Here is a 25,671-nt window from a genome sequence, read left to right as displayed (position 1 = left end):
GACGGGTTAAGCGCCGATCTGCGGGTTTACTGGTCGATTTCGACCGGTTGTGTCAGGTCCTGATCGGCCCTGAAGCCCTGTTCTTACGAGTCGGCCCGCAGCGCCCTCCTCAGCCTTCCCGCCTGGACGACGAGTTGCGAGGAACCGCGCCGGTCCGCCATCGCGTCGAGCCCCGCCGGCTCCCCGGCCGCCCCGGACCGCTCCACACAGTCCGCCGCGACGGCCAGCAGCTCACCCAGCCCGCGGGCCGGCTTCTCGGCCGCGAGCAGCGAGGGCAGCAGCGGCGCGAGGACCGCCCAGGCCGTGCCGTACGCCCCCGTGGCCGCCGCCGTACGGGCCGCGTCGGCGATCCGGTTGGGCTTCACCGTGCCCTCGCCGACCAGCCGGGCCAGCGCAGCGCCCAGCAGGCCGGGATCCAGCTCGCCCCGCGCGGCGAGCACGAGCAGGGTGTCCACGGCGGTCAGCCGGTCCTCGGTGTGCCGGCAGCCGAGCGCGACGGCCAGCGCGAGATGGGTCGTCTCGCCGACGGGCCCGTCCGACTCGGCCAGCGCCGTCAGCCCCCAGGTGACTCCCCGCTCTCCCCAGTCCACCCCGGCCGAGAGGACGGGCAGCAGGAACGCCGCCAGCGTCTCCCGGTCGTCCGGCAGGACGCCCGGCCAGTGCGGCCCCTGAGGGAACCAGCGGTGACACGGGTGAGCGGCCTCGGTCTCGGCGCTGCCCAGCCAACGGAACGCGGGCGGGAACTCGTCCCGTACGCCCCGCCGCTCCCGGAGCTTCAGGACGAACCGGTCGACCAGCGCGACGCCACCCGGCGTGCCGTCCGGCTGCCGGGCGAGGAACCGGGCGCCGGGGGCGAGGGAGGCCCGCTCCGTCAGCCACTCCGCGAGTCGCTCCCCGGCCCTCGTGCCCAGCGCGGCGGCCTCAGCGGCCGCCCCGGCCGCTGACGGGTCCCCCTTGCGGAGGCGCAGCAGCGCCTGCGCGAAGTCGACGGGCGCCGGATCGACACCCGCGTCCCGGTAGGCGCGCAGGCGCTCGACGAGCACGGACGGCTCGATCGCTCCGGTGTGCCAGTTGGGGGCCGCGAGCAGGAACGGCAGCCGGTCCGTGGAGACCAGGGCGGCCACCTCCCACAGCCGGGCGTCGACCACCGTGTCCAAGGCCTTGTGCACGCACGCCGAGGGGGCGTGCCCGCGCACCCGCGCGGCATGGACACGGGACGCCCGGACCCGGCCCATGAGGGTGGCCGCCACCACATCCACGCCGTACGTCTCGTGGGCGAACGGATCGCGACCGTGGACCTCGCCGTCCGCCCACCACGCGTCGGCGAAGGCCTCCGTCACCGCGGCCGTCAGCTCCTCGCGGTGCAGGTGGGCGTGGCGGACGAGCCCGTCCAGCACCCGCTCGAACTCCTCCGGCGAGGCGTCGACGCGGCCCTTGGAGACGGTCACCAGATCCGCCACCAGCTCCGCGACCGTCGCCGCCGGACCCGCCACGCGCCGCGGCTCCGGCACGGGCGGCAGCGTCTCCTCGTACGGAAGGTCGTCGGCGAACTCCGAGGCGCCGAACAGCTCCTCGGCGGCCTGCCGGTGCATGGGGCTCAACAGGGCCGCGGCGCCCGCGAGTTCCTCCCGCACCTGCTCGTCCACCGTCGCCAGGTACCGCCCGACGAGCTTCAGGGCCCGCTCCTGGATCCCGGTGTCCTCGTGACCGAAGGCGTCCGCGACCACCGGCAGCAGCTCGGCCGCCGCACCAGGGTCGCCCCGCAACTGCTTCGTCAGAAGCGTCAGCTGGGCGCGCAGGAGCTTCTTCTCCGTGCGGAAGAGCACCTGCGCGGACATCTCCGCCAGCTCCGGCGTCGACAGCTCGCCCTCGGCGGCGAGGCCCGCCAGGACCTCCTGTGCGTACGCGGCGACCGGTGACGGCGCGTCGGCGGCCATCCCGATCCAGTCCGCCGTCCGGCCGCGCCGCTCCTCGGGCGTCGGCTCGAGCAGCTGGAGCAGCGCCAACGGGAACCGCAGGTCCCGCAGCCTGCCCCCGCGCAGCAGCCGCGCCACACAGCCGTCCACGAGGGACGCCCGGTCGAGCACGCCCTCCGTGGCGAGCGTCGCCAGCGCGGTCGGCCAGTGGCCGCGCGTCCCGGGCGACACGGACCACGTGAGCCGGTCCGGGGTCTCGATCATGTCCAGGATCCGGGGCACCAGGAGAGGCGTCTGCGGGTCGGCGCGCAGGTCCTCCACCAGGCGCTGCCCGTCCTTCGCGGTCGTCCAGCCGAGGACGTAGCCGTCGGTCGTCGGCACGGCGCAGCCCGCGCGCGTGACCAGCTCCCGCACCAGGGCGTAGTCGCTCTCGGCCACCGTGGGCCGCTCCGCGAGCCGCTGCGCGACGTCGCCCAGCCAGGCCGGGTCCCGGTCGGCCAGGACCTCCAGGACCTGCCCGCTCGCGGACCGGCCCCAGTCCGCGAGGTCACGCCCGGCGATCCAGGCGGCCGCCGCCGCCGCGCCCGTATGGCAGCCGGCCCCGGCGACCCGCAGCGCCTTCTGGATCGGTACCTGTTGGTTCCAGCGGCTCCAGTCCCAGCCGCGCACCTCGGTCCGCAGGGCCTTGAGCTCGATCAGGGCCTTCTTCCGGTCGCCCGGGTCCAGTTCCTTCAGCAGCCCGGGGACGGCGTCGACCCGTCCCGCGCGGACCGCCGTCAGCAGCCCGTTCACCGCTCGGTCGTCCCGTGCCGCCGTCAGCCGCGCCTTGAAGGCCACCGCGTCGAATCCGTCGCTCATCGCGCACCCCCGAACGCCTCGACCCCGGCCGTCCCACCGGTCACGCCGGCGGCCGCCGCCGCGCTCACGGCACTCCGGCGGCTCATCCGCACGGCCAGCGCGTGCTTGCACGGGCCCCGGCGGCCCCGGTAGTCGGCCCACCACTGGCACGTGCAGCTCAGGACGCCGCCCGACTCCCGCACCCGGTAGCGGCGTTCGCCCGAAGCCACCGTCGCGAGCTCCCCGTCGAGCACCACGGCCCCTTCGGTGACCAGCGCCCGCGCCGCCACCAGCCGCGGATTGTGCCGCTCCGCGCGATCCGCGTCGTACGGCAACTCACGGTGGAAGTAGGCCGCGTCGGCCACGTCGTACCCCACCCGGCCGGCGGTGCCGAGCCGGGTCAGCGCCGCCCGCACCCGGTCCACCGGAAGCCCCGACCGCTCACCCAGCTCCGCCGGGTCGATCTTCGGCTCCCAGGCCAGCAGCACCGAGATCAGCTCGGCGTCCTGCGCGGCCTCCTCCGTCGCCAGCGCCTCGAGGACCCCGCCCTCGCCGGAGAATCCGCGCGCCGAGTCGGGCGAGAGGGTGAGCGTCAGCCGCATCCCGGGCAGCGTCACCTCCCAGGCGCTCGCCGCGGCCACGCCGTCCGGCACCGGCCCGTACACCCGCAGGGCCGTCGCGTGGCGCAACACCCGCTCCAGGGCCACCAGCCGGTCGGGCCCCGGAAGACAGACCGCCCCCGGAACCGGCCGGGTCGTCGGCCGCAGGGTCCGCCCCGCCTGGACCACCCAGAGCGGCGCGCGTCGCCCCGCCCCCTGCGAGCGCGGCAGCGAGCGCAGGAACCGCACGGCCTCCGCACCCGTCAGCTCCGCGCGCAGATCGAAGCCCGCCGAGGCCACCTGGGCCTCCGCGAAACCGCGCAGCCAGCGGTCCGGCAGCGGTACCTTCTTCTCCACGACCGCGCCCGCGAGCGTCGTCACGGCCAGCTCCTCGGGGCCGACCCGCAGATGCAGCGGATCGGTCCCCGTCATCCGGGACAGGGCTTCCCGCAGCGGGTTGTTGACATCGACGTTCGTCGTGCCGTGCCCCGTCTCGGCGCCGTCGAGGCCCTCGCTCAGCACGTCGAGCCGGGCGTAGACCCCGCCGCACCCGGAGAAGGACTCGAACCGCAGCCGGTCGCCGTTCCCCGTCACGACCGGGTCCAGCGAACCCGGCCGTATCCGCTGGTGGTAGCGGGCCGCCGCGACGTCGGCCACCGCGAGCAGACCTCGCGCGGCGACCTGCGGGGACGTCAGGAACCCGCTGAAGAACCGGGGATGGGCCTCGGCCCCGGTGGGAGTGAGCCCACCGGAGGTCTCCAGGCCGAGGAGCCGCCCGCTGCCGGAGGAACTCAGGGCGGACGGGCGTGAGTAGGCGAGCGCCTGTACGGATCGCGTCATGGGAAAAACGCTAGGACCCACCACTGACAATCGACTCCGGATCCCTCCGGACCTGCGGAAACGGGCCCCCGCTACTGCCCGACCCGCCCCGGCTGGAGCACCTTGCCGAACAGGACCGTCCCGCCCTCCGCCCGCAGCCGGACCGTCAACTCGCCGCTCCCGCCGTCGATGTCGACCTCGCCGAAGTACTGCGGCGACTCCATCGGCGACACGTTCGCCCGCTGCGGCGCCCGGACGAAGACCCGCTCGGGGCCGAACGTGGCGTCCAGCGCGTTCGCCGGGAAGCCACCGGCGGCCAGCGGACCCGAGACGAACTCCCAGAACGGCGCGAAGTCCTGGAACGCGGCGCGCTCCGGGGCGTAGTGCTGCGCCGAGGTGTAGTGCACGTCGGCGGTCAGCCACAGCGTGCCGGAGATCCGCCGGTGCTTGATGAACCTGAGCAGCTCCGCGATCTGCAGCTCGCGGCCGAGCGGCGCGCCCGGATCGCCCTGGGCGATCGCCTCGAAGTTCGCCGCGCCGTCCGGGACGACGAGCCCCAGCGGCATGTCCGCCGCGAGCACCTTCCACACCGCCCGCGAACGGCTCAGCTCCCGCTTGAGCCAGGCCAGCTGCTCCGCGCCGAGGATGCCCTCGGTGTCGTCGGCCTGCCGGCCGGGGGAGTTGGCGTTGCGGTACGAGCGCATGTCGAGGACGAAGACGTCGAGCAGCGGGCCGTAGCGCACGACGCGGTGCATCCGGCCCCGGGTGGCGAGGCCGTCACCGCGCGCGTGGAGGGTGGACACGGGGAAGTACTCGGCGAAGGCGCGGGAGGCGCGCGCGGCGAGGACGTCCACGTCCTTCTCCGTGTAGCGGGCGTCCTCCAGGATCTGGCCCGGGTACCAGTTGTTGCGCACCTCGTGGTCGTCCCACTGCACGATCGAGGGCACCTGCGCGTTGAACGCGCGGACGTTGTGGTCGAGCAGGTTGTACCGGAACTGGCCCCGGTACTCGTCCAGGGTCTCCGCGACCTTCGCCTTCTCGGGGGTCATGAGGTTCCGCCAGACCCGGCCGTCGGGCAGCGTGACGCTCGGCTGGAGCGGGCCGTCCGCGTAGACCGTGTCCCCGCTGCTCAGGAAGAAGTCCGGGTTCAGCCCGCGCATCTCCTCGAAGGCACGGAAGCCGCCGACGTCGGGATTGATGCCCCAGCCCTGCCCGGCGATGTCGCCCGACCACAGGAACCGCACCCCGTCCCGCCGCCGCGCCGGGGCGGTACGGAAGGTGCCGACGACCGGTTCGCCCGTGCGGCGCGGGTCGTCGGGGTCAGCGAGCGTGACCCGGTAGTGGATCTGCTCGCCCGCGGGCAGGCCGCGCAGCGCCGTGGTCCCCGTGAAGTCGCTGCCCGGTCCGAGCAGCGGCCCGTGGTGACGGTGCGCACGCCGGAACGATTCGCTCGCCGAGGTCTCCACGATCATCCGGGCGGGCCGGTCCGAGCGGACCCACACCAGGCCGGAGGAGGCGGTGACGTCGCCCGCCTGCACGCCCCAGGCGGCCCGGGGCCGGCCCGACAGCGCGAGCGCGGGCGCGGCGGAACCGAGGACTCCGCCGGCGGCGGCCCCACCGCCGACGGCCAGCGCCGCGGAGGCGGCCAGGGAGCCGCGCAGCACGCTGCGGCGGGCGGGGGTCGGTCCGGGGACGGAGTGGGACATCGAAGCGCCTCCAAGTGCGGTGCCGGATGGGGTCGTTGTGACCTCCCATCCCTAACGGCCGGGGGCGGCGGGCACACGAACCCGGGGTGAACACCCCGGGCCCGCCCCCCGTTCAGCCCTCTCCGTGCCTCCCGCAGGCGTCGGCAAGCAGCCGCACCCCGCGTGCGATGGCCGACGGGGTCAGATGGGCGTGGCCGAGGACCAGGCGGACCGCGCCGTCGGCCTGCCGGGACGTGCCGAACTCCTCCAGCGGGCGCAGCGCCACCCCGGCGGCCGCCGCCCGCTCCACGAAGCGCGCGGTGGGACCGTGCCGGGGCTCCACGCGCGCGATGATGTGCAGCCCGGCCGCGATCCCGCTCACCGTCGTGCCGGGGAAGGCCCCCGTCAGCGCGGCCACCAGCACGTCCCGCCGCTCCCGGTACGCGCGCCGGCAGCGGCGCAGATGCCGGTCGTAGGCGCCGCGCGTGACGAACTCGGCGAGCAGCGCCTGGTCGAGGGCCGGGTTGCCGAGGTCCATCGTCCGCTTGCGCTCCACGACCTCGGCGTGCAGTTCGCGCGGTACGAGCATCCAGCCGAGCCGCAGCCCCGGAGCGAGCGACTTGCTCACCGAGCCGGTGTAGACGACCCGCTCCGGGTCGAGGCCCTGGAGGGCGCCCACCGGAGCCCGGTCGTAGCGGAAGTCGCCGTCGTAGTCGTCCTCCAGGACGTAGCCGTCGACCGTCCGCGCCCAGTCCAGGAGCGCGGCCCTGCGCCCCGCCGAGTACGCGATGCCGGTGGGGAACTGGTGCGAGGGCGTCGTCACCACCACCCGGACCCCCGACGCGGCGAGCGGACCGGGCAGCAGCCCCTCCTCGTCGACCGGCAGCCAGCGGACGTCCATGTCGGTCGAGGCGAAGAGCCGGCCGTGCTCCGGGCTGCCGGGATCCTCGATCCCGACCGTGCGCATCCCGCGCGCCCGCAGGACGAAACCGAGCAGTGTCGACGCCTGCGCGACCCCCGAGCAGACCACCAGGCGCTCCGGGTCCGCCACCACACCGCGCCGCCGCGCGAGCATCGCGGCGAGCGCGCTCCGCAGCTCCGGGAGCCCCCGCGGATCCGGGTAGCCGAGCGCCCGGTGGGGCAGCGTGGACAGCACCGACCGCTGGGCCGCCGCCCACGCCGCGCGCGGGAAGAGCGCGAGGTCGGGCGTCCCGGGCCGGAAGTCCACCTGGACACCCGCCACACCTGACGCACCCGCCACACCCGCCACACCCGGCGCACCCGGCGTACCCGTCACGCCTGACGCACCCGTCACGCCCGGTGCGCGAGGCGCCGGATCTCTTACGGTCCGCCCGGTCGCGGCCCGTGCCGTCTCCCCGACCCACGTGCCCGAACCGCGGTCGCTGCGCAGATACCCCTCGGCGGTCAGCTGCTCGTACGCCTCCGTCACGAGCCCTCGCGAGACGCCCAGATCGGTCGCGAGCTCCCGGCTCGACGGCAACCGTGTCCCGGCCGTCAGCCGCCCCGATCGCACCGCGTCCCGCAACGCCTCCTGCAGAGCCCGCCCCCGGCCCCTGGCCGGCGCCCCGGCCGCGGTCACCAGCAACTCCCAGGCGGCCGAAGGCTCCGGGCGCCCGCCCGCCGGGTGCGAAGTGGTCCCCGAACTCGTCATGGAAGTGGACCTTAAACCGGTCCGGCGGACTTCCTAGCGTCGGCACCATGAACCAGAACTCCCTGCGCGGGGCCCTCCTCGTGACCGTCGCCTACGCCCTCGTGGGCGCCTCCTTCACCGCCAACAGCCTGCTGGGCGACTATCCGTACGCGGGTGGCCAGGCCCTGCGCTACGGCGCCGCCTGTCTCCTCCTGCTGCCCCTGCTCGGTCCCGGCGGACTCGCGCCGCTGAAGGCGCTCGGCGCCCGCGGATGGGTGCGCCTCGCCGTGCTCGCCGCCGTCGGCATGGTGGGCTTCAACCTGGCTGTCCTCGCGGCGGAGCGCACGGCGGAGCCCGCCGTCCCCGGTGTGCTCGTCGGCTGCGCCCCGGTGGTCGTGGCCGTGCTCGTGCCGCTCCTGGAGGGGCGCAGGCCGAGCAGGCCCGTCCTGTACGGCGCCCTGCTGGTCGCCGCGGGGGCCTTCACCGTCCAGGGGTGGGGGCGGACCGACCTGGCCGGCCTCTCCTACTCCGTAGGAGCACTGGCGGGCGAGGTCGGGTTCACCGTGCTCGCCGTACCGGTGCTCCGGCCGCTCGGGCCGAAGCTGCTGACCGCCGCCGTGTGCGGGATCGCGGCCGCCGAGTCGGCCGTGCTCGGACTGGTCGTGGACGGCGGCGGGTTCCTGCGGACGCCGACGGCCGTGGAGACGGGCGCGCTGGTGTGGCAGGCGGTCCTCGCCACGGTCGTCGGGTTCGTGCTCTTCTACATGGGCGTCCAGCGGATCGGCATGGAGCGGGCCACCCTGTTCACCGGAGCCATCCCGGTCGCCGCCGCCCTGACGGCCGCGCTGGTCGCGACCGGCGGCTTCGGTCTGCCGCAGGCCGTCGGCAGCCTTCTCGTCGGGGCGGGGGCGGCTCTCGGGACCGGGCTGTTCACCCGCCGCCGCGCACCGTCAGCGGCTGCCGTCGAGGATCACCCGCGCCACGAGAGCCGGGTCGTCGCTCATGGGGACGTGCCCGCAGCCGGGCAGCCGCACCAGCCGGGCGCCCGGGACGGTGTGCTTGGCCCGGACGCCCTGGCGGCGCAGCAGCAGCCTGTCCCGCGTACCCCACGCGACGGTCACGGGCACGGCGGTGACGTCGTCGCCGAACAGCACGGTCCGGCCGGCCTCCAGAGTCTGGTGGAAGCCGGTGGCCTCCCGGAGGGCGAGCGTCTCGGCGACCACCGCCTCGGGTGAACGGCGCCCGGGGCGCGCGTAGATGGTGCTCGTGAGCGCCGTCCGCCCGGCGGCGCTGCGGGACAGCCGCTCGATCAGCGGTACCGGCATCGACAGCGCGGCGGCCCGCATCGCCCGCAAGGTCCCGAAGGCGTACCGCCGTTCGCCCTCCGACCAGAAGCCGGCCGGGGAGAGGGCGGTGACCGAGCGGACCAGCTTCTCCCGGCCGAGCTCCAGGGCGAGCAGCCCGCCCAGCGAGTTGCCCGCCACGTGCGGCCGTTCGATGCCGAGGGCCGCGCAGAAGGCGCCGAGCACCGGGACGACCGAGGCCAGGTCGTAGGCGCAGCCCTCCGGCAGCGCTGCGGAGGCGCCGAATCCCGGCAGGTCGACGGCGACGACGTCGCGTTCGGCGGCCAGGATGTCGAGCACCGGTTCCCAGGCCTGCCAGTGGTGGCCGATGCCGTGCAGCAGCAGGAGCGGCTCGCCCGCGCCCCTGCGCTCGTACGTCACGGAGGCCGTGCGCGGACCCCCGGGGGTCTCGATCGAGAACGAGATCTGTGCGGACATACGCGTGCTCCTTGACATAGACACCCTGTCAGCAAGAATTACCGCTCGGTAGATACGAGTTCAAGGGCCCGGAAGGAACTGGACAGCGGGCCGATCCATCGGCTGGGATGGGGGAGTGGTGACCGACACGCTGACCGACGTCTTCCAAGAACACCGCCCCATGCTCCACGGTGTGGCGTACCGCATGCTCGGCCGCGCCGCCGACGCCGAGGACGTGGTCCAGGACGCGTGGCTCCGCTGGACCGCGACCGACCGCGAGGACGTCCGCGAGCCCCGGGCCTACCTCGTACGGATCACGACCCGACTCGCCCTCGACCGGCTGCGCCAGGCCCAGGCCCGCCGCGAGTCCTACATCGGGCCCTGGCTGCCCGAGCCCGTCCTCACCGACTACGGACCGGCCGTCCCCGACACCGCCGAGCAGGCCATGCTCGCCGACTCCGTCTCGCTCGCCGTCCTCGTCGTCCTCGAATCCCTCTCCCCGCTGGAGCGCGCGGTCTTCGTCCTGCGCGAGGCCTTCGGCTTCCCCTTCGCGGAGACCGCCACCGCCCTCGAGCGTTCCGAGGCCGCCGTCCGCCAGCTCGCCGGCCGCGCGCGCCGCCACGTCGACGAGGGCAGGCCCCGCTACGACGTCGACCCGGCCGAACGCCGCGACCTCACCGAGCGCTTCCTCGCCGCCTCGGCCGGCGGCGACCTGGCCGAGCTCCTCGCCCTGCTCGCCCCGGACGTCAGGCTCGTCGGCGACAGCGGCGGCAAGTCCAAGGCGCCGCTGCGGATCATCGACAGCGCGGACAAGGTCGGCCGCTTCCTGCTGGCCGTGGCCGCGGGCGCCGAGTCGCTCTTCGAGTTCCGCTTCGCGGAGGTGAACGGCGCGCCGGCACTGCTCGCCCTCGTCGACGGGAAGCCGGACACGGTCTTCCAGATCGAGGTGCGCGACGGACGCATCCAGTGCGTCTACATCGTGCGCAACCCCGACAAGCTGCACGCGGTCGCACCCTCCTGACCCGGTCCGCTTGGCCCGCTCAACACGCTGCCCCGCCTCCGCCCGGAGGCGGGGCACTTTGCTGCGCAGGGCACACAACGGTGCGAACGTCCTGTGAACGATCTACGTCAGAGGGCCGCATTCGGGGGCATCGAGGTCAGGATTGGTCTTGACCAAGTGGGTGCGCCGCCCTATGGTCGCAGAGTTAGTGCAGGAACCTTTAATAAACAAGGGCGCGGAAAACCGCCGCGGGACACGGCGAATTGCGGAGGATCAGGGTGGGGACCACGCAGCTGGAATCGGTGCCGGAGCCTAAGTACTGGCACCTCAAGACCGTGATCGGCGAGGCGCTCGACTCCGACTTCGCGGTCGGTGAGATCCTGCCCAACGAGCGGGAACTGGCCGCGCGCTTCGGCGTCGCCCGCGCCACGCTCCGGCAGGCCCTGGAGCAGCTGGAGCTGGAGGGCCGTCTGCAGCGCCGCCGCGGGGTCGGCACGACCGTCGCCCCGCCGCGCGTGGGTGTCGACGTCTCCACGACCCAGCACGTCTGGCCCGGCGTCTCCGAAGAGACCTGGCAGTCCGTGGACTCCACCCTCGACACCACCCCCACGGCCGTCGCACGGCTCCTGGACCTCGCCCCCGACGAGCAGGTGCACGTGGTGCGCCGACTGCGCGTCACGCAGGGCCAGCCCGTCGCCGCCGAGCTGCTGTACGTGCCGTCCGGCTCGGTCCCCGAGCTGACCGCGATCGACACCCCGAACGGCCCGGCCCGCGCCCGCAGCGTCCTGCGCGAGCTCCAGCGCCTCGCCCTCGACGGCCAGGACCGCTCCGTGGAGCTCGGCTCGGCCCGCGCGGACGACGCCAAGGAACTGGACCGCCTCCCCGGCGCCCCGGTCCTCGTCGTCACCACCCGCTACCTCTCCGAGGGCCGCACGGCCGCGGTCTCCGTCGCCACGTACCGCGCCGACACCTGCCGCCTCACCTTCGGGGACTCCGGCGACCTGGTCATGGCGTCCTGACCGACCCGATGCCGTAAGGCCACCAGCACACCGCACGAGCCCGTACGGAACCGCCACCAGCGGCACCGTACGGGCTCGTCGGTTCTCCCCAAGCCCCTCGGTTCTCCCGGACCCGTCAGCGGCGCGCCGTCGCCGTGCCCTCCACCGCGAAGAGCTGCTCCTCCACGTGATCGAGGGCCAGACGCAGTGCGCCCGTCCCCACCGCCGCCTCGCCGAGCAGCGACAGGACCACGCGCGGCGGCCGCAGACAGAAGCGGGCCAGCTCGTCGCGGAGCGGCTGGAGGACCCCGTCCAGGCCCGCAGCCCAGCCACCGATCACCACCAGCTCCGGGTCGAGCGCGAGGACCAGCGCCGCCACGTCGTGGACCAGGCGCTGCGTGAACCGCTCCACCGCGGCCTCGGCGCGCGCGTCGCCCCGGCGCGCCAGCGCGAAGACCTCCGCCACCGCCTGCTCGTCCAGCGGGTGCAACGGCTCGTCCGTGGTCGACAGCAGGTGCTCGGGGGTGACCCCGCGCCCCAGCAGGTGCAGCGCGCCGATCTCGCCGGCCGCCCCGCCGTACCCGCGGTGCAGACGCCCCCCGATCAGGGACCCCGCGCCCGGGCTCAGCCCGGCCAGGACGAAGACGATGTCGTCGGAGTCGGTCGCCGCGCCCTTCCAGTGCTCGGCGACCGCCGCCGCGTTGGCGTCGTTCTCCACGAGCACCGGGCACTTGAACGAGCGCCGCAGCCGCTCCCCGAGCGCCAGACCCGTCCAGCCGGGCAGCGCCGTGCCCAGCCGTACCGTGCCGTCCGCCTCTACGATCCCGGGCGTGCCGACGCCGACAGCCCGCAGGTTCGCCCGGGGCACCCCGGTCCTGCGCAGCACGTCCGCGACGACCGTGCGGACCCGCTCCAGGCGCTCGTCCTCCGGGGCCGACTCCGAGACCTCGCGGGAGCCCGCGCCGATGATCCGGCCGTCGAGGCCCGAGAGCAGCGCGGCGACCCGGTGCGGGCCGATCTCGATGCCGAGGAGATGCCCTGCCTCCGCACGGAAGCGGAACCTCCGGGCCGGGCGCCCCTGGCGCCTCGCCTCGCCCTCCTCGGGCGCGACCTCGACGACGAGCCCGCCGACGATGAGCCCCTCGACGACGCCCTCGACGGTCGGCCGGGACAGACCCGTGACCCGGGTCAGGTCCGTGAGCGTGAGCGCGTCGGCGCCCCGCAGAGCATGGAGTACCACCGCGGAATTGATCCGCCGCAGCAGCGACGGATCTCCGCCGGTCAGCCGCCCCACCGTGTGTCCTCCCAGCTCGTGCGCATGTGTGCCGGATGTTACTCAATGGACTGGAGTGCGGCGAGGCCCGCCCGGGCACGGTCCGACTACGGTTGCGCGCCCCGGTCCGGCACCCCCGCCGCCTCGCGCAGCCGGGAGAACTCCTCCGCCATCGTCTGCAGGGTCCAATGCGCGTTCAGGCCACTGGGGTTGGGCAGCGCCCAGATCCGGGTCGCGCCGATCGTCCGCTCCTGCGGCCCGACGACCGCGCGCCGCTCACCGAACGCCGTGCGGTACGCGGTGATCCCGACCACGGCCAGCCAGCGCGGGCGCAGCCGCTCCACCCGCCGCGTCAGCAGCCGGCCGCCCTCCCGGAACTCCTCGTCGCTCAGCTCGTCGGCCCGAGCCGTCGCCCGCGCGACCACGTTCGTGATGCCGAGGCCGTACGAGAGGAGGTCCTCCTGCTCCGCGGGGTTCAGGAGCCGGGGCGTGAAGCCGGACCGTTCGAGCACCGGCCAGAAGCGGTTCCCGGGGCGTGCGAAGTGGTGGCCCGTCGCGGCCGACATCAGGCCGGGGTTGATCCCGCAGAAGAGGACCGAAAGGCCGCCCGAGGCCACGTCGGGGATGACGCGGTCGCGGGCGGCCTCCAGCTGCTGCGGGGTGAACCGGGTCAGAGGATCGACCCGGGGGTGTACGCGGCGGCCTCCGGGTGCTGCTTGACGATCTCCTCGACGCGGGAGACCACGGCGGCGACCTGGTCGGCGGCGGCGCCGGTGAACGACAGCTTGTCCGCCATCAGCGCGTCCAGCTGGGCGCGGTCCAGCGGGATCCGCTCGTCGGCGGCCAGCTTGTCGAGCAGCTCGTTGCGCTCGGCGCCCTGCTCGCGCATGGCGAGGGCGGAGGCGACGGCGTTCTCCTTGATCGCCTCGTGGGCGATCTCCCGGCCCACACCGGCGCGGACGGCGCCCATCAGGACCTTCGTGGTGGCCAGGAACGGCAGGTACCGGTCCAGCTCACGGGCGACGACCGCCGGGAACGCGCCGAACTCGTCGAGCACGGTCAGGAAGGTCTCGAGGAGGCCGTCCAGGGCGAAGAAGGCGTCCGGCAGCGCGACCCGGCGGACCACCGAGCACGACACGTCGCCCTCGTTCCACTGGTCGCCCGCCAGCTCGCCGGTCATCGACGCGTAGCCGCGCAGGATGACCATGAGGCCGTTGACGCGCTCGCAGGAGCGGGTGTTCATCTTGTGCGGCATCGCGGACGAGCCGACCTGGCCCGGCTTGAAGCCCTCGGTCACCAGCTCGTGACCGGCCATCAGGCGGATGGTCTTGGCGACCGAGGACGGCGCGGCGGCCAGCTGCACGAGCGCGGTGACCACGTCGTAGTCGAGCGAGCGCGGGTAGACCTGGCCGACCGAGGTGAACGCGTGCGCGAAGCCGAGGTGACCGGCGATCCGGTTCTCGAGCTCGGCGAGCTTGCCGGCGTCGCCGCCGAGCAGGTCGAGCATGTCCTGGGCGGTGCCGACCGGGCCCTTGATGCCGCGCAGCGGGTAGCGGGCGAGCAGCTCCTCGACGCGGCCGTAGGCGACGAGCAGCTCGTCGGCCGCGGTCGCGAAGCGCTTGCCGAGGGTGGTGGCCTGGGCGGCGACGTTGTGCGAGCGGCCGGCCATGACCAGCTCGGCGTACTCGCCGGACAGCTTGCCGAGGCGGGCCAGGACGGCGACGGTGCGGTCGCGCATCAGCTCCAGGGAGAGCCGGATCTGGAGCTGCTCGACGTTCTCGGTGAGGTCGCGCGAGGTCATGCCCTTGTGGACGTGCTCGTGACCGGCGAGGGCGTTGAACTCCTCGATCCGCGCCTTCACGTCGTGCCGGGTGACCTTCTCGCGCTCGGCGATCGAGCCGAGGTCGACCTGGTCGAGCACGCGCTCGTAGTCGGCGAGGGCGGCGTCGGGAACCTCGATCCCGAGGTCCTTCTGGGCGCGCAGCACGGCGAGCCACAGCCGGCGCTCCAGCTTCACCTTCTGCTCGGGGGACCAGAGGACGGCGAGCTCCGCGGAGGCGTAGCGGCCGGCCAGGACGTTGGGGATACGGGGCTTCGCAGTCACAGCAGTCACGTGACCGAATTCTACTGGCGATTTCTGCAGGCCAGCGCCAGGGTCGGATTCGTCTCTTACTACGAGACCGCCGGGAGACGCCCGTCACGCGCGCGTGACGGGCGGCCGCTCAGGCCGTCGGCGGCTCGTACGGGAGCAGCTCCGGGCGCTTGGCCGGGCGGCCGTCGCCCGAGGAACGGCCGGTCAGCCTGCGGCCGATCCACGGACCGAGGTGTTCCTTGGCGAAGCGGGCGTCCCCGAGGCGGCGGGCCGGCCAGGACGGCGGCGCGGTCGGCGGGAGCGGCGTCCGCCAGTCCTGCTCCGGGGCCAGGCCGAGTGTCTGCCACACCGCCTCGGCGACCCTCCGGTGGCCCTCGTCGGTGAGGTGGAGCCGGTCGACGTCCCACATGCGGGGGTCGCCGAGCGCGGGCGCCCCGTACAGGTCGGCCACCACGGCCCCGTGGCGCGCGGCGAGCGCCTCGACGTGGTCGAAGAGCTCCTCCATGCGCGGCCGGAAACGTTCCATGACGGGGCCGTTGCGGCCCGGGCTGCGCATCAGGACCAGCTGCCCGCAGGAGGGCGCCAGGGTCTCGACGGCCTCCGTGAGCAGGCCCCGTACGCGCCCCATGTCGCACTTCGGCCGCAGGGTGTCGTTCAGGCCGCCGACCAGCGTCACCACGTCCGCCTTCATCACGGCGGCGAGGGGCACCTGCTCCTCGACGATCTGGCCGATGAGCTTGCCGCGCACGGCGAGGTTCGCGTACCGGAAATCGGGGGTGCGGGCGGCCAGTCTGGCCGCGAGGAGGTCCGCCCATCCCCGGTACGTGCCGTCGGGCAGCCGGTCCGACATTCCCTCGGTGAAGCTGTCGCCGACGGCGACAAGACTGGTGTACGTGGCATTCATCTCCATGGCGGAAGCGATCATACCGTGCGGTATGCGGACGCCGGTCCGAGCCCTCGTGCCGCACGGCCGGAACGACCTCGTGCCGCACGACATGGCGGAAGGACCTCGTGCCACGCGGCGGAACGAAAGGGCCCCGGGGCGCATCGCGCGCCCCGGGGCCCTGGCGGGTGTCCCGCCCGTTCCGCCGTTACCCGGCCGGCCTGCCGACCAGCTCCCGCAGGACGTCCTCCATCGTGACGAGCCCGGCCAGCTTGCCGTCCTCGTCGAGGACCGCCGCCAGGTGCGTACGGCCCCGGCGCATCGCCGTCAGGACGTCGTCCATGGGCGTGGCCGCCCGGACCCGGGCGATCGGCCGCAGCGCCGAGACCGGGAAGGGAAGGTCCCTCGGCGTCACGTCGAGGGCGTCCTTCACATGGAGGTAGCCCAGGATGCGGCGGCCCGTGTCGACGACCGGGAAGCGGGAGAAGCCCGACTCGGCCGAGAGCGCCTCCAGCTGCTCAGGGGTCGTTCCGACCGCCGCGTAGACGACCTTCTCGACCGGCATGACGACGTCGACCACCGGCCGGCGTCCCAGCTCCAGGGCGTCGTGCAGACGCTCCGCCGCGCGGTCGTCGAGCAGCCCCGCGTGGCCGGCGTCGGTCACCATCCGGGCCAGCTCGTCGTCCGAGAACGTGGCCGACACCTCGTCCTTCACCTCGACCCGCAACAGCTTCAGGAGCGCGTTGGCGAAGGCGTTGATCGTGAAGATCACCGGGCGCAGCGCCCGGGCGAAGGCGACCAGCGGCGGGCCGAGGGCGAGCGCCGAGCGGGTCGGCTCGGCGAGCGCGATGTTCTTCGGGACCATCTCGCCCAGCAGCATGTGCAGATAGGTCGCCACCGCCAGCGCGATGACGAACGAGATCGGGTGCACCAGACCGTGCGGCACGCCGACCGCGTCGAAGACCGGTTCGAGCAGGTGCGCGATGGCGGGCTCGGCGACGATGCCGAGCACCAGGGTGCACAGCGTGATGCCGAGCTGGGCCGCCGCGAGCAGCGCCGAGACGTGCTCCAGGCCCCAGATGACGCTGCGGGCCCGGCGGTTGCCCGCCTCGGCCTCCGGCTCGATCTGGCTGCGGCGCACGGAGATCAGGGCGAACTCGGCGCCGACGAAGAAGGCGTTCACGACCAGCGTCAGCGCGCCGATCAGCAACTGGATCGCGATCATCGGCCGGCCTCCGTGGTCGTACCGGACTCACCGGTCTCCTGGACGGGCGGCATGTGCATGAGCACGCGCGCGGCCCTGCGCCCGGAGGCGTCCACGACGTCGAGCTGCCAGTCGGCGAGCTCCACGCGGTCGCCGACCGCCGGGATCCGCCCCAGCTCGGCCGCGATGACGCCGGCCAGCGTCTCGTACGGTCCGTCCGGGACGCGCAGGCCGATCGCCTCCAGCTGGTCGGTGCGGGCGGCGCCGTCGGCGGACCAGAGCTCGCGCCCGTCCGCGTCGACGCCCGCCCGCGCGAGGTCGGGGGTCTCGTGCGGATCGTGCTCGTCGCGCACCTCGCCGACGACCTCCTCGACGATGTCCTCCAGCGTGGCGACACCGGCGGTGCCGCCGTACTCGTCGATGACGACGGCCATCGTCTGCTTGCCGGACAGCCGGTCCAGGAGCCGGTCCACGGTCAGCGTCTCCGGGACGAGCAGCGGCTCACGGAGCATGTCGCCGATCCGCCGCAGCCTCCGTTCGTCGGCCGGTATCGCAAGCACGTCCTTGATGTGCGCGATGCCGACGACGGTGTCGAGGTTGCCGTGGTAGACGGGGAAACGGGACAGACCGGTCGCCCGGGTCGCGTTGGCGACGTCCTCGGCCGTGGCCTGCACCTCCAGGGCGGTGACCTGGACGCGCGGGGTCATCACGTTCTCCGCGGTCAGCTCGGCCAGGTTGAGGGTCCGTACGAACAGCTCCGCGGTGTCCGCCTCCAGGGCGCCCTCCTTGGCGGAGTGGCGGGCCAGGGCGACCAGCTCCTGCGGGGAGCGGGCGGACGCCAGCTCCTCGGTCGGCTCCATGCCGAGGCGGCGCAGGATCCGGTTGGCCGTGTTGTTGAGGTGGCTGATCAGCGGCTTGAACGCGGCGGTGAAGACCCGCTGCGGGGTCGCGACGCGCTTGGCGACCGCCAGCGGCGAGGAGATCGCCCAGTTCTTGGGCACCAGCTCGCCGACGACCATCAGGACGACGGTCGACAGGGCGGTGCCGACGACGAGGGCGACCGAGGAGGCCACCGACGCGGACAGCCCGAGCGCCTCGAACGGCCCGCGCAGCAGCGCGGCGATCGAGGGCTCGGCGAGCATGCCGACGATCAGGTTGGTCACCGTGATGCCGAGCTGGGCGCCGGAGAGCTGGAAGGTGAGCGACTTGACGGCCTTGAGCGCGCTCGTCGCGCCCCGCTCGCCGCGCTCGGCGGCCCGTTCGAGATCGGACCGCTCGACGGTGGTCAGCGAGAACTCGGCCGCGACGAAGGCACCGCAGGCGAGCGAGAGCAACAGCGCCACCACGAGCAGAAGCACTTCGATCATCGGTTCACCTCCGTTCCATGATCAGTCAGGGACGGAGAGATCGCTCGCTTGGTACTGGTACTAGGAGGCTCGCCCATGGGCGGACGCTCACACCTTTCGGTCGTGCTGGGTGGGATCACCCATCGTAAAGGACGTGCAAAGAGGGGTTACGGGCGCGGGGCCGCGGACAGCGGTTTCACCCAGCGGGTCCACTGCTCCTGCGGGCCGTACGCGGCGGCTCGCCAGGCGTGCTGCCCGAGCGTGTTGCGGTCGAGGACCATCGCGTCCGCGCGCCGCCCGCCCAGGCGTACGAAACGTTCCTCCGCCGCTGCGAGCAGGGCCGCGCCGATGCCCTGGCGGCGGTGGTCCGGGTGCACCGCGAGGCGGTAGAGGTGGCAGCGCCACCCGTCGAAGCCGGCGATCACCGTGCCGACGAGCTCCCCGTCCCGCTCGGCCAGGATCAGGGCCTCGGGGTCACGGGCGACGAGGCGCTCGATCCCGTCGCGGTCGTCGCTGATGCTCGTGCCCTCGGCGGCGGTCTTCCAGAAGGCGAGGACGGCGTCGAGGTCGGCCGGCGAGGCGGCCCGTGTCTGCGGTGCGGTCATGTCCGGAATCCCACCACCGGGTTCGGCCACGCGTAAACCGCGTTTCGCCATGCGGAACGCGGTTTACGCCGAACGACGGACGTCCGGGCCCGCCCCCGAGGGCGGGCCCGGACGTCACGACAGACGGCTACCGGGCGATCAGACCAGGTCGAAGCGGTCCAGCTCCATGACCTTGACCCACGCGGCGACGAAGTCCTTCACGAACTTCTCCTTCGCGTCGTCGCTCGCGTAGACCTCGGCGAGCGCGCGCAGCTCGGAGTTCGAGCCGAAGACCAGGTCGGCACGGGTGCCGGTCCACTTGACGGCGCCCGTGGCGGCGTCGCGGCCCTCGAACTCGTCCTGCGCCGAGGACGTCGCCTTCCACGCGGTGCCCAGGTCGAGCAGGTTCACGAAGAAGTCGTTGGACAGCGTGCCCGGCTTGGTGGTGAGGACACCGTGCTTCGAACCGCCCTGGTTGGCGCCCAGGACGCGCAGACCACCGACGAGGACGGTCAGCTCGGGCGCGCTCAGCGTCAGCAGGTTCGCCTTGTCGACCAGCAGGTACTCGGCCGGCAGGCGGTTGCCCTTGCCGACGTAGTTGCGGAAGCCGTCGGCGGCCGGCTCGAGCGCGGCGAACGACTCGACGTCCGTCTGCTCCTGCGCGGCGTCGACACGGCCCGGCGTGAACGGCACCTCGACGGCGAAGCCGCCGTCCTTGGCCGCCTGCTCGACGGCCGCGGAGCCCGCGAGCACCACGAGGTCGGCCAGCGAGACCTTCTTGGAGCCGGCGGCGTTGAAGGACTCCTGGATCGACTCCAGCGTACGGAGGACCTGGGCCAGCTCGTCCGGGTTGTTGACCTCCCAGTTGCGCTGCGGCTCCAGGCGGATGCGACCGCCGTTGGCGCCACCGCGCTTGTCGCTGCCCCGGAAGGAGGAGGCGGCGGCCCAGGCGGCGGAGACCAGCTGCGAGACCGTGAGGTCCGAGCCGAGGATCCGCTCCTTGAGGGAGGCGATGTCGGCGGCGTCGAGCTGCTCGCCCTCACGCGCCGGCAGCGGGTCCTGCCAGAGGAGCTCCTCCGCGGGGACCTCTGGGCCGAGGTAGCGCACGACCGGGCCCATGTCACGGTGCGTGAGCTTGTACCAGGCGCGGGCGAAGGCGTCCGCGAACTGCTCCGGGTTCTCGTAGAAGCGGCGCGAGATCTGCTCGTAGACCGGGTCGAAGCGGAGCGACAGGTCGGTGGTGAGCATCGTCGGGAGGTGCTTCTTCGAGGCGTCGTACGCGTCCGGGATGATCGCCTCGGCGTTCTTCGCGACCCACTGGTGCGCACCGGCCGGGCTCTGGGTGAGCTCGTACTCGTACTCGAAGAGGTGCTTGAAGAAGTCGTGGCTCCACTGGGCCGGCGTCGTGGTCCAGGTGACCTCCAGGCCACTGGTGATCGCGTCGGCGCCCTTGCCCGTGTTGTACGTGCTGGACCAGCCCAGGCCCTGCGCGTCCATCGGCGCGGCCTCGGGGTCGGCGCCGACGTTCTCGGCCGGGCCGGCGCCGTGGGTCTTGCCGAAGGTGTGGCCACCGGCGATGAGGGCGACGGTCTCCTCGTCGTTCATCGCCATGCGGCGGAAGGTCTCGCGGATGTCGCGGGCGGCGGCGATCGGGTCCGGGTTGCCGTTGGGGCCCTCCGGGTTCACGTAGATGAGACCCATCTGGACCGCGCCGAGCGGGTTCTCCAGCTCGCGGTCACCGGTGTAGCGCTCGTCGCCGAGCCAGGTGGTCTCCGGGCCCCAGTAGACGTCCTCGTCCGCCTCCCACACGTCGGCGCGGCCGCCGGCGAAGCCGAAGGTCTTGAAGCCCATCGTCTCCAGGGCCACGTTGCCGGTGAGGATCATGAGGTCGGCCCAGGAGATGGACTGGCCGTACTTCTGCTTGACCGGCCACAGCAGGCGGCGGGCCTTGTCGAGGTTGCCGTTGTCCGGCCAGCTGTTCAGCGGCGCGAAGCGCTGCTGGCCGGCGCCGGCGCCACCGCGGCCGTCGCTGATGCGGTACGTGCCGGCGGAGTGCCAGGCCATCCGGATCATCAGCGGGCCGTAGTTGCCGAAGTCGGCCGGCCACCAGTCCTGCGAGGTGGTGAGCACCTCGGCGATGTCCCGCTTCACGGCCGGCAGGTCGAGCGCGTCGAACGCCTCGGCGTAGTCGAACTCCTCGCCGAGCGGGTTCGCCACGGCCGGGTTCTTGGCGAGGATCTTCAGATTGAGCCGCTCCGGCCACCACTGGCGGTTTCCGCCGCCCTGGGTCGGGTGCGCGGCGCGCGCGGTGTGCGCCACCGGGCAGCCACCCGCGCCCTCCGCTTTCGCGTCGGTGACGATGGCGTCGTGGTTCTCGGACATGGGAATCCTTCCGGACGGGGCGGATCGCGTTGCTCAGCCGGGGCGGGCGGTCCGGGCGAGTGGTTGTGCCGCTCGACCGGAGCCATGTTGTCCCTTGGCTATTGCCGGAACCGATCCTACGATGGACAGAGTCCAAGTCAAGAAGCACGCCAACCCTCTACCCGATCGGAAAGCCTGCCGTCCCTGGGTGAACGTCGTGTGTCCCGCCGAAATCCAAGCTGAATGGGTGAACCGAAATGAGCGACCTGCTGGAGCGACTGCGTGGACGTGGCTGGCGGATGACCTCCCAGCGGCGTGTCGTGGCCGAGGTCCTCGACGGCGACCATGTGCACCTGACGGCCGACGAGGTCCACGTCCGCGCCGCCGAGCGGCTCCCGGAGATCTCCCGGGCGACCGTCTACAACACGCTGGGCGAGCTGGTCTCCCTCGGCGAGGTCGTCGAGGTCTCCACCGACGGCCGGGCCAAGCGCTACGACCCGAACGCCCACCACCCGCACCAGCACCTCGTCTGCTCCCGCTGCGGCACCATCCGGGACGTCCACCCGCACGGCGACCCGCTGGCCGACCTCCCGGCGGGGGAGCGCTTCGGCTTCACGGTCTCGACGGCCGAGGTCACGTACCGAGGGCTCTGCCCGTCCTGCGCGTAGCGCCCGGGGACCGTGCGCCGCGCCGTCGCCCTTGCCGGTGCTAGCGCCCCGGCGCTAGCGTGGTCGTGTGGCCAAGACCCAGTTGAACGTCCGGGTGGACGAGACGACCGCCGACACCGCCCGCCGGCGGGCGCAGCAGCGCGGCGTGAGCGTCAACCGGTACATCGAGGAACTCGTCCAGCAGGACGCCGGGGAGTCCGGGCGCGCCTTCGTCGAGGCGGCGGCCGACTTCATGAAGCAGTACGAATCGGTGTTCGCCGAAGAGTTCGGGACGGAGCGCGACCGCACCGCATGAGCCTCACGGTCGACCTCTCCTGGCTGCTCATGGTGGCCGAACACCAGACGCCCGGCGACCCCCAGGTCGCCGACTGGGGCGCGCTCGTCGCCGCGGTCGGCCGGCACGACGCCGAGATCTTCGGCGTGCCGGTGTACGGAGACCCGCACGCCCGCGCCGCCGCCCTGCTCCAACTCCTGCTGCACGTCCCGGCCCTGGAGCACTCCAACGCCATGTTCGCCTCGGCCGTCGCCTACGGCTACCTCGTCGCCAGCGGCCTCAAGGTCGTCACCTCGCCGGAGCAGGTCAGGGACCTGGCCCGGCTGGTGAAGAAGGGCGAGGCGGACGTCCGGGCCATCGCCGACGAACTGCGTCAGTGGAGCCGCTGAGGCACCCGATCGCTCAGCCCGGCCGGCGCGCCGTGCCGAGCACGCAGTACGAGCTGGGCAGCTTCGGCCCACCCTCGGGGACGACGAAGCTGCGGTACGTGACGTCCTCGAAGCCCGCCGCCTCGATCGCCGCCACCGGATCACGGCCCGTGTGACAGCCGCCGAACAGCAGCGGCCACACCGTGCGGTCCAGCACCCGCTGGGTCCGCGCCATCCCCGCCGAGGGCGCCACCCCGTGCTCGAAGAAGCGCAGTTCGCCACCCGGCCGCAGCACCCGGCGCACCTCCGCGAGCGCGCGCGGCACGTCCCGTACCGTGCACAGCACCAGCGAGGCGACCGCCGCGTCGAAGGCCTCGCTCTTCACCGGAAGCGCCTCCGCCGCCCCCGGCACGACGTCCACCGGCACATCGGCGCCCCGGGCGGCCTCGACGGCCAACTGCCGTAGATGCCGCTCCGGTTCGATCGCCACGACCTCGGACACCGCCGCCGGGTAGTACGCGAAGTTCAGCCCGTTCCCCGCGCCGATCTCGATGACCCGGCCGGCGAGACCGGTCAGCAGCTCCGCGCGCAGGGCGCCGACGCCGCCCTTGGTGTCGGCGGAGACACTGAAGCGGGCGTAGAAGCGGGCGAACAGCGGATGGTGGACGGCGTCCCGGGGGACCCGGGCGGTACGGGATGACATCGGGGCCTCCTCGTGCGACACGAACGGGGTGATTCTGCCCCGTTCCGCCCCGTTCAGCCCGCCACGAAACAGAACTCGTTGCCCTCGGGGTCGAGCATCACCTGGAAGTCGCCCTGCTCGTCGGTGACGAGCCCGCCCGAGCGCGCGGCCCCGAGGAGGACGGCCTCGTCGGCCGCCGCGCTCACATCGGGCGCGTGCAGGTCCAGATGGAGCCGGTTCTTCGCGACCTTGCCCTCGGGCACCTTCTGGAAGGCGATCCGGACGAACCCGGGCGGCTCGACGTACGACCAGTCGGGGCTCCGGTCGACCGGGCTGCCGCCGAGCAGCCCGGCCCAGAACCGCACGAGAGAAGCCGGGTCACCGCAGTCGAAGACCAGCTCCGAGACGTGTGCGCGCATGGCACAAGCCTACGGAGACCGGGCGGACCGCGGCGGCCGAAGGGCCTTGAGAGGGCCGAGCCGCCCCCGCCGTCAGAGCGTGTCCGCCGCCCAGGTCCCGCCGAGCGCCGGGGCAAGCCACCGCTGGGCCTCCGCCCGGAACAGGTCCGGGTCGAGACCGCCCGCGCCCTCCGGCACCGCACCGAGCAGCGGCGCGCCCGCCGCCTCCGGCAGATCGGCCAGATTGCAGCGCGAGGCGAGGTCGGGTGCGGCCGGCCAGCTGCCGACCACGACGCCGAGCTGCTCGATGCCGCGCGCCGCGAGGGCCTCGGCGGTCAGCGCGGTCGAGTTGAGCGTGCCGAGCCCGGCGGGCGTCACCACCAGGACCGGGGCACCGAGGAGCCGGGCCGCGTCGGCGAGCGTGCCGCCGTCGTGATCGAAGCGGACGAGGAGCCCGCCCGCGCCCTCCACGAGGACCAGGTCGTACTCGGTGGCCAGCTTGCCCGCCGCCTCCGCGACCGCGCGCGGGCCGACCGGGGTCATCCCGGCCCGCCGGGCGGCGGTCGCGGGCGCCAACGGCTCGGGGAACCGAGCCAGTTCGACCGAGGTCGTGGCCCCGGAGAGCCGGACGACCTCGTCCGCGTCCCCGCGCTCGCCCGGCGCGAGTCCGGTCTGCGCGGGCTTGAGCACGGCCACGGACCGGCCCTCACGGACGGCCACGGCAGCCAGGGCGGCGGTGACGATCGTCTTGCCGATCTCCGTACCCGTACCGCTGACGACGATGACGCTCATGTGTGTGCAGTCCTCTCCGACCGGCCTGTCGCGGCCGGCTCCGTGCGATGTCCTCAGCCCGCCGCGGCGGCGGCGCGGACCCCCGCGCAGATCCGCGCGAGGTCGTCGTCGCCCGTCACGAACGGCGGCATCGTGTAGATCAGGTCGCGGAACGGGCGCAGCCAGACGCCCGCGCGGACCGCCGCCTCCGTCGCCGCGGCCATGTCGACCTCGTGATCGAGCTGGACGACACCGATGGCGCCGAGGACCCGTACGTCACGGACCCCCGGCAGCGCGGCCGCGGGCGCCAGGCCCGCGCGCAGACCGGACTCGATCCGCTTGACCTCCACCGCCCAGTCCTGGGAAAGGAGCAGATCGATCGAGGCGCAGGCCACCGAGGCGGCCAGCGGATTGCCCATGAACGTCGGCCCGTGGGCGAGGACCGGGACCTCGCCGCGCGAGATCCCCTCGGCGACCCGGGAGGTGCAGAGCGTCGCCGCCATCGACAGATAACCGCCGGTCAGAGCCTTGCCCACACACATCACATCGGGCGAGACGCCCACGTGGTCCGCCGCGAAGAGGGCGCCCGTACGGCCGAAGCCGGTCGCGATCTCGTCGAACACGAGCAGGACGTCATGCGCGTCGCACGCCTCCCGCAGCACCCGGAGGTACTCCGGCGCGTGGAACCGCATGCCGCCGGCGCCCTGCACGACCGGCTCCACGACGACGGCCGCCGTCTCGTCCGCGTACCGGGCGATCTCGGCCCGCAGCAGCTCCGCGTACCGCTCCTCGTACGCGACCGGCGGCGCCTCCACGAAGATCTGCCGCTGCAGCACGCCCGACCACAGCTCGTGCATCCCGCCCTCGGGGTCGCACACCGACATCGGCTGCCAGGTGTCGCCGTGGTAGCCGCCGCGCCAGGTCAGCAACCGCTGCTTCTCCGGGCGCCCGACCGAGCGCCAGTACTGCAGGCACATCTTGGCCGCGACCTCGACGGAGACCGAACCGGAGTCGCTGAGGAAGACGTGCCGCAGCGGCTCGGGGGTGATCTCCACCAGCCGCGTCGCGAGCCGGACCGCCGGCTCGTGGGTGAGTCCGCCGAACATGACGTGGCTCATCCGGTCCAGCTGACCGCGCACGGCCTCGTTGAGCACCGGGTGGTTGTAGCCGTGGATCGCGGACCACCACGAGGACATGCCGTCGATCAACTCGGCCTGTCCGTACGCCGGTTCGGCGAGACGGAGGCGCACCCCGGACGCGGACGCGACGACCAGCGGATCCACGCGTCCCGGCATGGGGCCGTACGGATGCCAGACGTGCGCCCGGTCAAGGGCGACGAGCTCGTCGTTACGCATTCGGCGCGAGGTCCGTTCCGGCGCCGCGACGGCGCACGGCCACCAGGTCGGTCCGGGCGTTGGACGCGTCGGCGGCGACCTGCGTCGGCACCTCGGCGTCGGACTGAGCGACCGGCTCCGCTGCGGCCGTCGCCGCGTGGCCACCGC

Annotated in this window: 22 protein-coding genes and 2 pseudogenes; 6 read left to right on the top strand and 18 right to left on the bottom strand. The window is 73.5% G+C overall.

Annotated elements, in window-relative coordinates; translation table 11 throughout:
* Positions 1–83: 83 nt before the first annotated feature.
* The 4 genes from AB0E14_RS16500 to AB0E14_RS16485 form a co-directional block, all read right to left on the bottom strand.
* Entirely contained in the window at positions 84–2,774 is a 2,691-nt protein-coding gene (locus AB0E14_RS16500; RefSeq protein ID WP_362417454.1) for a DUF6493 family protein, read from the bottom strand.
* Positions 2,771–4,192, bottom strand: coding sequence for an SWIM zinc finger family protein (locus AB0E14_RS16495; RefSeq protein WP_362417451.1), 1,422 nt, complete (start codon positions 4,190–4,192; stop codon positions 2,771–2,773). The genes AB0E14_RS16500 and AB0E14_RS16495 overlap by 4 nt, the downstream gene beginning before the upstream one ends.
* A gap of 71 nt (positions 4,193–4,263) precedes the next feature.
* Complete coding sequence (locus AB0E14_RS16490) at positions 4,264–5,877, bottom strand: alkaline phosphatase D family protein (protein ID WP_362417448.1); 1,614 nt, start codon at positions 5,875–5,877, stop codon at positions 4,264–4,266.
* A gap of 112 nt (positions 5,878–5,989) precedes the next feature.
* Positions 5,990–7,528: a PLP-dependent aminotransferase family protein gene (locus AB0E14_RS16485; RefSeq protein ID WP_362417445.1), complete on the bottom strand. Its 1,539-nt coding sequence runs from the start codon at positions 7,526–7,528 to the stop codon at positions 5,990–5,992.
* A gap of 47 nt (positions 7,529–7,575) precedes the next feature.
* Between AB0E14_RS16485 and AB0E14_RS16480 the strand changes: the two are divergent.
* A pseudogene (locus AB0E14_RS16480) lies at positions 7,576–8,412 on the top strand (EamA family transporter); the annotation flags it as partial.
* A 45-nt stretch (positions 8,413–8,457) separates the two neighbouring features.
* Here AB0E14_RS16480 and AB0E14_RS16475 read toward each other — a convergent pair.
* Positions 8,458–9,288 carry an alpha/beta fold hydrolase gene (locus AB0E14_RS16475; protein WP_362417442.1) on the bottom strand — a complete coding sequence of 277 codons (831 nt, stop codon included), beginning with the start codon at positions 9,286–9,288 and terminating at the stop codon, positions 8,458–8,460.
* Between the two features lie 115 nt (positions 9,289–9,403).
* Between AB0E14_RS16475 and AB0E14_RS16470 the strand changes: the two genes are divergently transcribed.
* Both AB0E14_RS16470 and AB0E14_RS16465 read left to right on the top strand, forming a co-directional pair.
* A complete protein-coding gene (locus tag AB0E14_RS16470; RefSeq protein ID WP_362417439.1) occupies positions 9,404–10,288 on the top strand; it encodes an RNA polymerase sigma-70 factor in 885 nt (294 codons plus the stop codon).
* 257 nt (positions 10,289–10,545) lie between these two features.
* Complete coding sequence (locus AB0E14_RS16465) at positions 10,546–11,286, top strand: GntR family transcriptional regulator (protein ID WP_362417436.1); 741 nt, start codon at positions 10,546–10,548, stop codon at positions 11,284–11,286.
* 115 nt (positions 11,287–11,401) lie between these two features.
* Here the strand turns inward: AB0E14_RS16465 and AB0E14_RS16460 are convergent, their stop codons facing one another.
* From AB0E14_RS16460 to katG, 8 genes are all read right to left on the bottom strand, one after another.
* A complete protein-coding gene (locus AB0E14_RS16460; protein WP_362417432.1) occupies positions 11,402–12,559 on the bottom strand; it encodes an ROK family transcriptional regulator in 1,158 nt (385 codons plus the stop codon).
* A gap of 86 nt (positions 12,560–12,645) precedes the next feature.
* A complete protein-coding gene (mug, locus tag AB0E14_RS16455; RefSeq protein ID WP_362417666.1) occupies positions 12,646–13,212 on the bottom strand; it encodes a G/U mismatch-specific DNA glycosylase in 567 nt (188 codons plus the stop codon).
* Entirely contained in the window at positions 13,209–14,651 is a 1,443-nt protein-coding gene (purB, locus tag AB0E14_RS16450) for an adenylosuccinate lyase (protein ID WP_362417429.1), read from the bottom strand. The genes mug and purB overlap by 4 nt, the downstream gene beginning before the upstream one ends.
* Positions 14,652–14,760: 109 nt before the next feature.
* A complete protein-coding gene (locus tag AB0E14_RS16445; protein ID WP_362417426.1) occupies positions 14,761–15,540 on the bottom strand; it encodes an SGNH/GDSL hydrolase family protein in 780 nt (259 codons plus the stop codon).
* Positions 15,541–15,721: 181 nt separating this feature from the next.
* Positions 15,722–16,738, bottom strand: coding sequence for a hemolysin family protein (locus AB0E14_RS16440; RefSeq protein WP_362417423.1), 1,017 nt, complete (start codon positions 16,736–16,738; stop codon positions 15,722–15,724).
* The gene (locus AB0E14_RS16435; RefSeq protein ID WP_362417420.1) at positions 16,735–18,084 is read right to left on the bottom strand and encodes a hemolysin family protein; all 1,350 of its coding nucleotides are present in this window, start codon (positions 18,082–18,084) and stop codon (positions 16,735–16,737) included. Before AB0E14_RS16435 ends, AB0E14_RS16440 begins: the two co-directional genes overlap by 4 nt.
* A 146-nt stretch (positions 18,085–18,230) precedes the next feature.
* Entirely contained in the window at positions 18,231–18,668 is a 438-nt protein-coding gene (locus AB0E14_RS16430; RefSeq protein WP_362417417.1) for a GNAT family N-acetyltransferase, read from the bottom strand.
* 138 nt (positions 18,669–18,806) lie between these two features.
* On the bottom strand, positions 18,807–21,029 hold the full coding sequence (gene katG / locus AB0E14_RS16425) for a catalase/peroxidase HPI (RefSeq protein ID WP_362417414.1): 2,223 nt from the start codon (positions 21,027–21,029) through the stop codon (positions 18,807–18,809).
* A gap of 236 nt (positions 21,030–21,265) precedes the next feature.
* Between katG and AB0E14_RS16420 the strand changes: the two genes are divergently transcribed.
* The 3 genes from AB0E14_RS16420 to AB0E14_RS16410 all read left to right on the top strand — a co-directional run bounded on the left by AB0E14_RS16420 (position 21,266) and on the right by AB0E14_RS16410 (position 22,339).
* The gene (locus AB0E14_RS16420) at positions 21,266–21,676 is read left to right on the top strand and encodes a Fur family transcriptional regulator (RefSeq protein WP_362417411.1); all 411 of its coding nucleotides are present in this window, start codon (positions 21,266–21,268) and stop codon (positions 21,674–21,676) included.
* A 67-nt stretch (positions 21,677–21,743) separates the two neighbouring features.
* The gene (locus tag AB0E14_RS16415) at positions 21,744–21,971 is read left to right on the top strand and encodes an antitoxin (protein ID WP_361957366.1); all 228 of its coding nucleotides are present in this window, start codon (positions 21,744–21,746) and stop codon (positions 21,969–21,971) included.
* Positions 21,968–22,339 (top strand): fic family toxin-antitoxin system, toxin component, encoded by a 372-nt coding sequence (locus tag AB0E14_RS16410; RefSeq protein WP_362417407.1) that lies wholly within the window; start codon positions 21,968–21,970, stop codon positions 22,337–22,339. The genes AB0E14_RS16415 and AB0E14_RS16410 overlap by 4 nt, the downstream gene beginning before the upstream one ends.
* Positions 22,340–22,352: 13 nt before the next feature.
* Here AB0E14_RS16410 and AB0E14_RS16405 read toward each other — a convergent pair whose 3' ends face one another.
* The 5 genes and pseudogenes from AB0E14_RS16405 to AB0E14_RS16385 form a co-directional block, all read right to left on the bottom strand.
* Positions 22,353–23,021, bottom strand: a complete 669-nt coding sequence (locus AB0E14_RS16405) for a class I SAM-dependent methyltransferase (RefSeq protein WP_362417404.1) — start codon at positions 23,019–23,021, stop codon at positions 22,353–22,355.
* Positions 23,022–23,074: 53 nt separating this feature from the next.
* Positions 23,075–23,419, bottom strand: coding sequence for a VOC family protein (locus tag AB0E14_RS16400; protein ID WP_362417401.1), 345 nt, complete (start codon positions 23,417–23,419; stop codon positions 23,075–23,077).
* 72 nt (positions 23,420–23,491) lie between these two features.
* Entirely contained in the window at positions 23,492–24,190 is a 699-nt protein-coding gene (gene bioD, locus AB0E14_RS16395) for a dethiobiotin synthase (RefSeq protein WP_362417398.1), read from the bottom strand.
* A 53-nt stretch (positions 24,191–24,243) separates the two neighbouring features.
* Positions 24,244–25,524 carry an adenosylmethionine--8-amino-7-oxononanoate transaminase gene (locus AB0E14_RS16390; protein WP_362417395.1) on the bottom strand — a complete coding sequence of 427 codons (1,281 nt, stop codon included), beginning with the start codon at positions 25,522–25,524 and terminating at the stop codon, positions 24,244–24,246.
* Positions 25,517–25,671: pseudogene (locus AB0E14_RS16385) on the bottom strand (biotin synthase BioB); the annotation flags it as partial. The gene AB0E14_RS16390 and the pseudogene AB0E14_RS16385, both read right to left, overlap by 8 nt.

Origin of the sequence: Streptomyces sp. NPDC047981 (assembly GCF_040653315.1) — a bacterium.
Classification (GTDB): Bacteria; Actinomycetota; Actinomycetes; order Streptomycetales; family Streptomycetaceae; genus Streptomyces.
The sequence above is the reverse complement of the archived record's forward strand: the minus strand, read 5'-3'. Positions and strand labels throughout refer to the sequence as shown.

Bases quoted from the DNA above. Each gene is read 5' to 3' on its own strand.
- AB0E14_RS16500 (WP_362417454.1), bottom strand. From the start codon at position 2,774: ATGAGCGACGGATTCGACGCGGTGGCCTTCAAGGCGCGGCTGACGGCG.
- AB0E14_RS16495 (WP_362417451.1), bottom strand. From the start codon at position 4,192: ATGACGCGATCCGTACAGGCGCTCGCCTACTCACGCCCGTCCGCCCTG.
- AB0E14_RS16490 (WP_362417448.1), bottom strand. From the start codon at position 5,877: ATGTCCCACTCCGTCCCCGGACCGACCCCCGCCCGCCGCAGCGTGCTG.
- AB0E14_RS16485 (WP_362417445.1), bottom strand. From the start codon at position 7,528: ATGACGAGTTCGGGGACCACTTCGCACCCGGCGGGCGGGCGCCCGGAG.
- AB0E14_RS16475 (WP_362417442.1), bottom strand. From the start codon at position 9,288: ATGTCCGCACAGATCTCGTTCTCGATCGAGACCCCCGGGGGTCCGCGC.
- AB0E14_RS16445 (WP_362417426.1), bottom strand. From the start codon at position 15,540: ATGGAGATGAATGCCACGTACACCAGTCTTGTCGCCGTCGGCGACAGC.
- AB0E14_RS16440 (WP_362417423.1), bottom strand. From the start codon at position 16,738: ATGATCGCGATCCAGTTGCTGATCGGCGCGCTGACGCTGGTCGTGAAC.
- AB0E14_RS16435 (WP_362417420.1), bottom strand. From the start codon at position 18,084: ATGATCGAAGTGCTTCTGCTCGTGGTGGCGCTGTTGCTCTCGCTCGCC.
- AB0E14_RS16430 (WP_362417417.1), bottom strand. From the start codon at position 18,668: ATGACCGCACCGCAGACACGGGCCGCCTCGCCGGCCGACCTCGACGCC.
- katG (WP_362417414.1), bottom strand. From the start codon at position 21,029: ATGTCCGAGAACCACGACGCCATCGTCACCGACGCGAAAGCGGAGGGC.
- AB0E14_RS16420 (WP_362417411.1), top strand. From the start codon at position 21,266: ATGAGCGACCTGCTGGAGCGACTGCGTGGACGTGGCTGGCGGATGACC.
- AB0E14_RS16410 (WP_362417407.1), top strand. From the start codon at position 21,968: ATGAGCCTCACGGTCGACCTCTCCTGGCTGCTCATGGTGGCCGAACAC.
- AB0E14_RS16405 (WP_362417404.1), bottom strand. From the start codon at position 23,021: ATGTCATCCCGTACCGCCCGGGTCCCCCGGGACGCCGTCCACCATCCG.
- AB0E14_RS16400 (WP_362417401.1), bottom strand. From the start codon at position 23,419: ATGCGCGCACACGTCTCGGAGCTGGTCTTCGACTGCGGTGACCCGGCT.
- bioD (WP_362417398.1), bottom strand. From the start codon at position 24,190: ATGAGCGTCATCGTCGTCAGCGGTACGGGTACGGAGATCGGCAAGACG.
- AB0E14_RS16390 (WP_362417395.1), bottom strand. From the start codon at position 25,524: ATGCGTAACGACGAGCTCGTCGCCCTTGACCGGGCGCACGTCTGGCAT.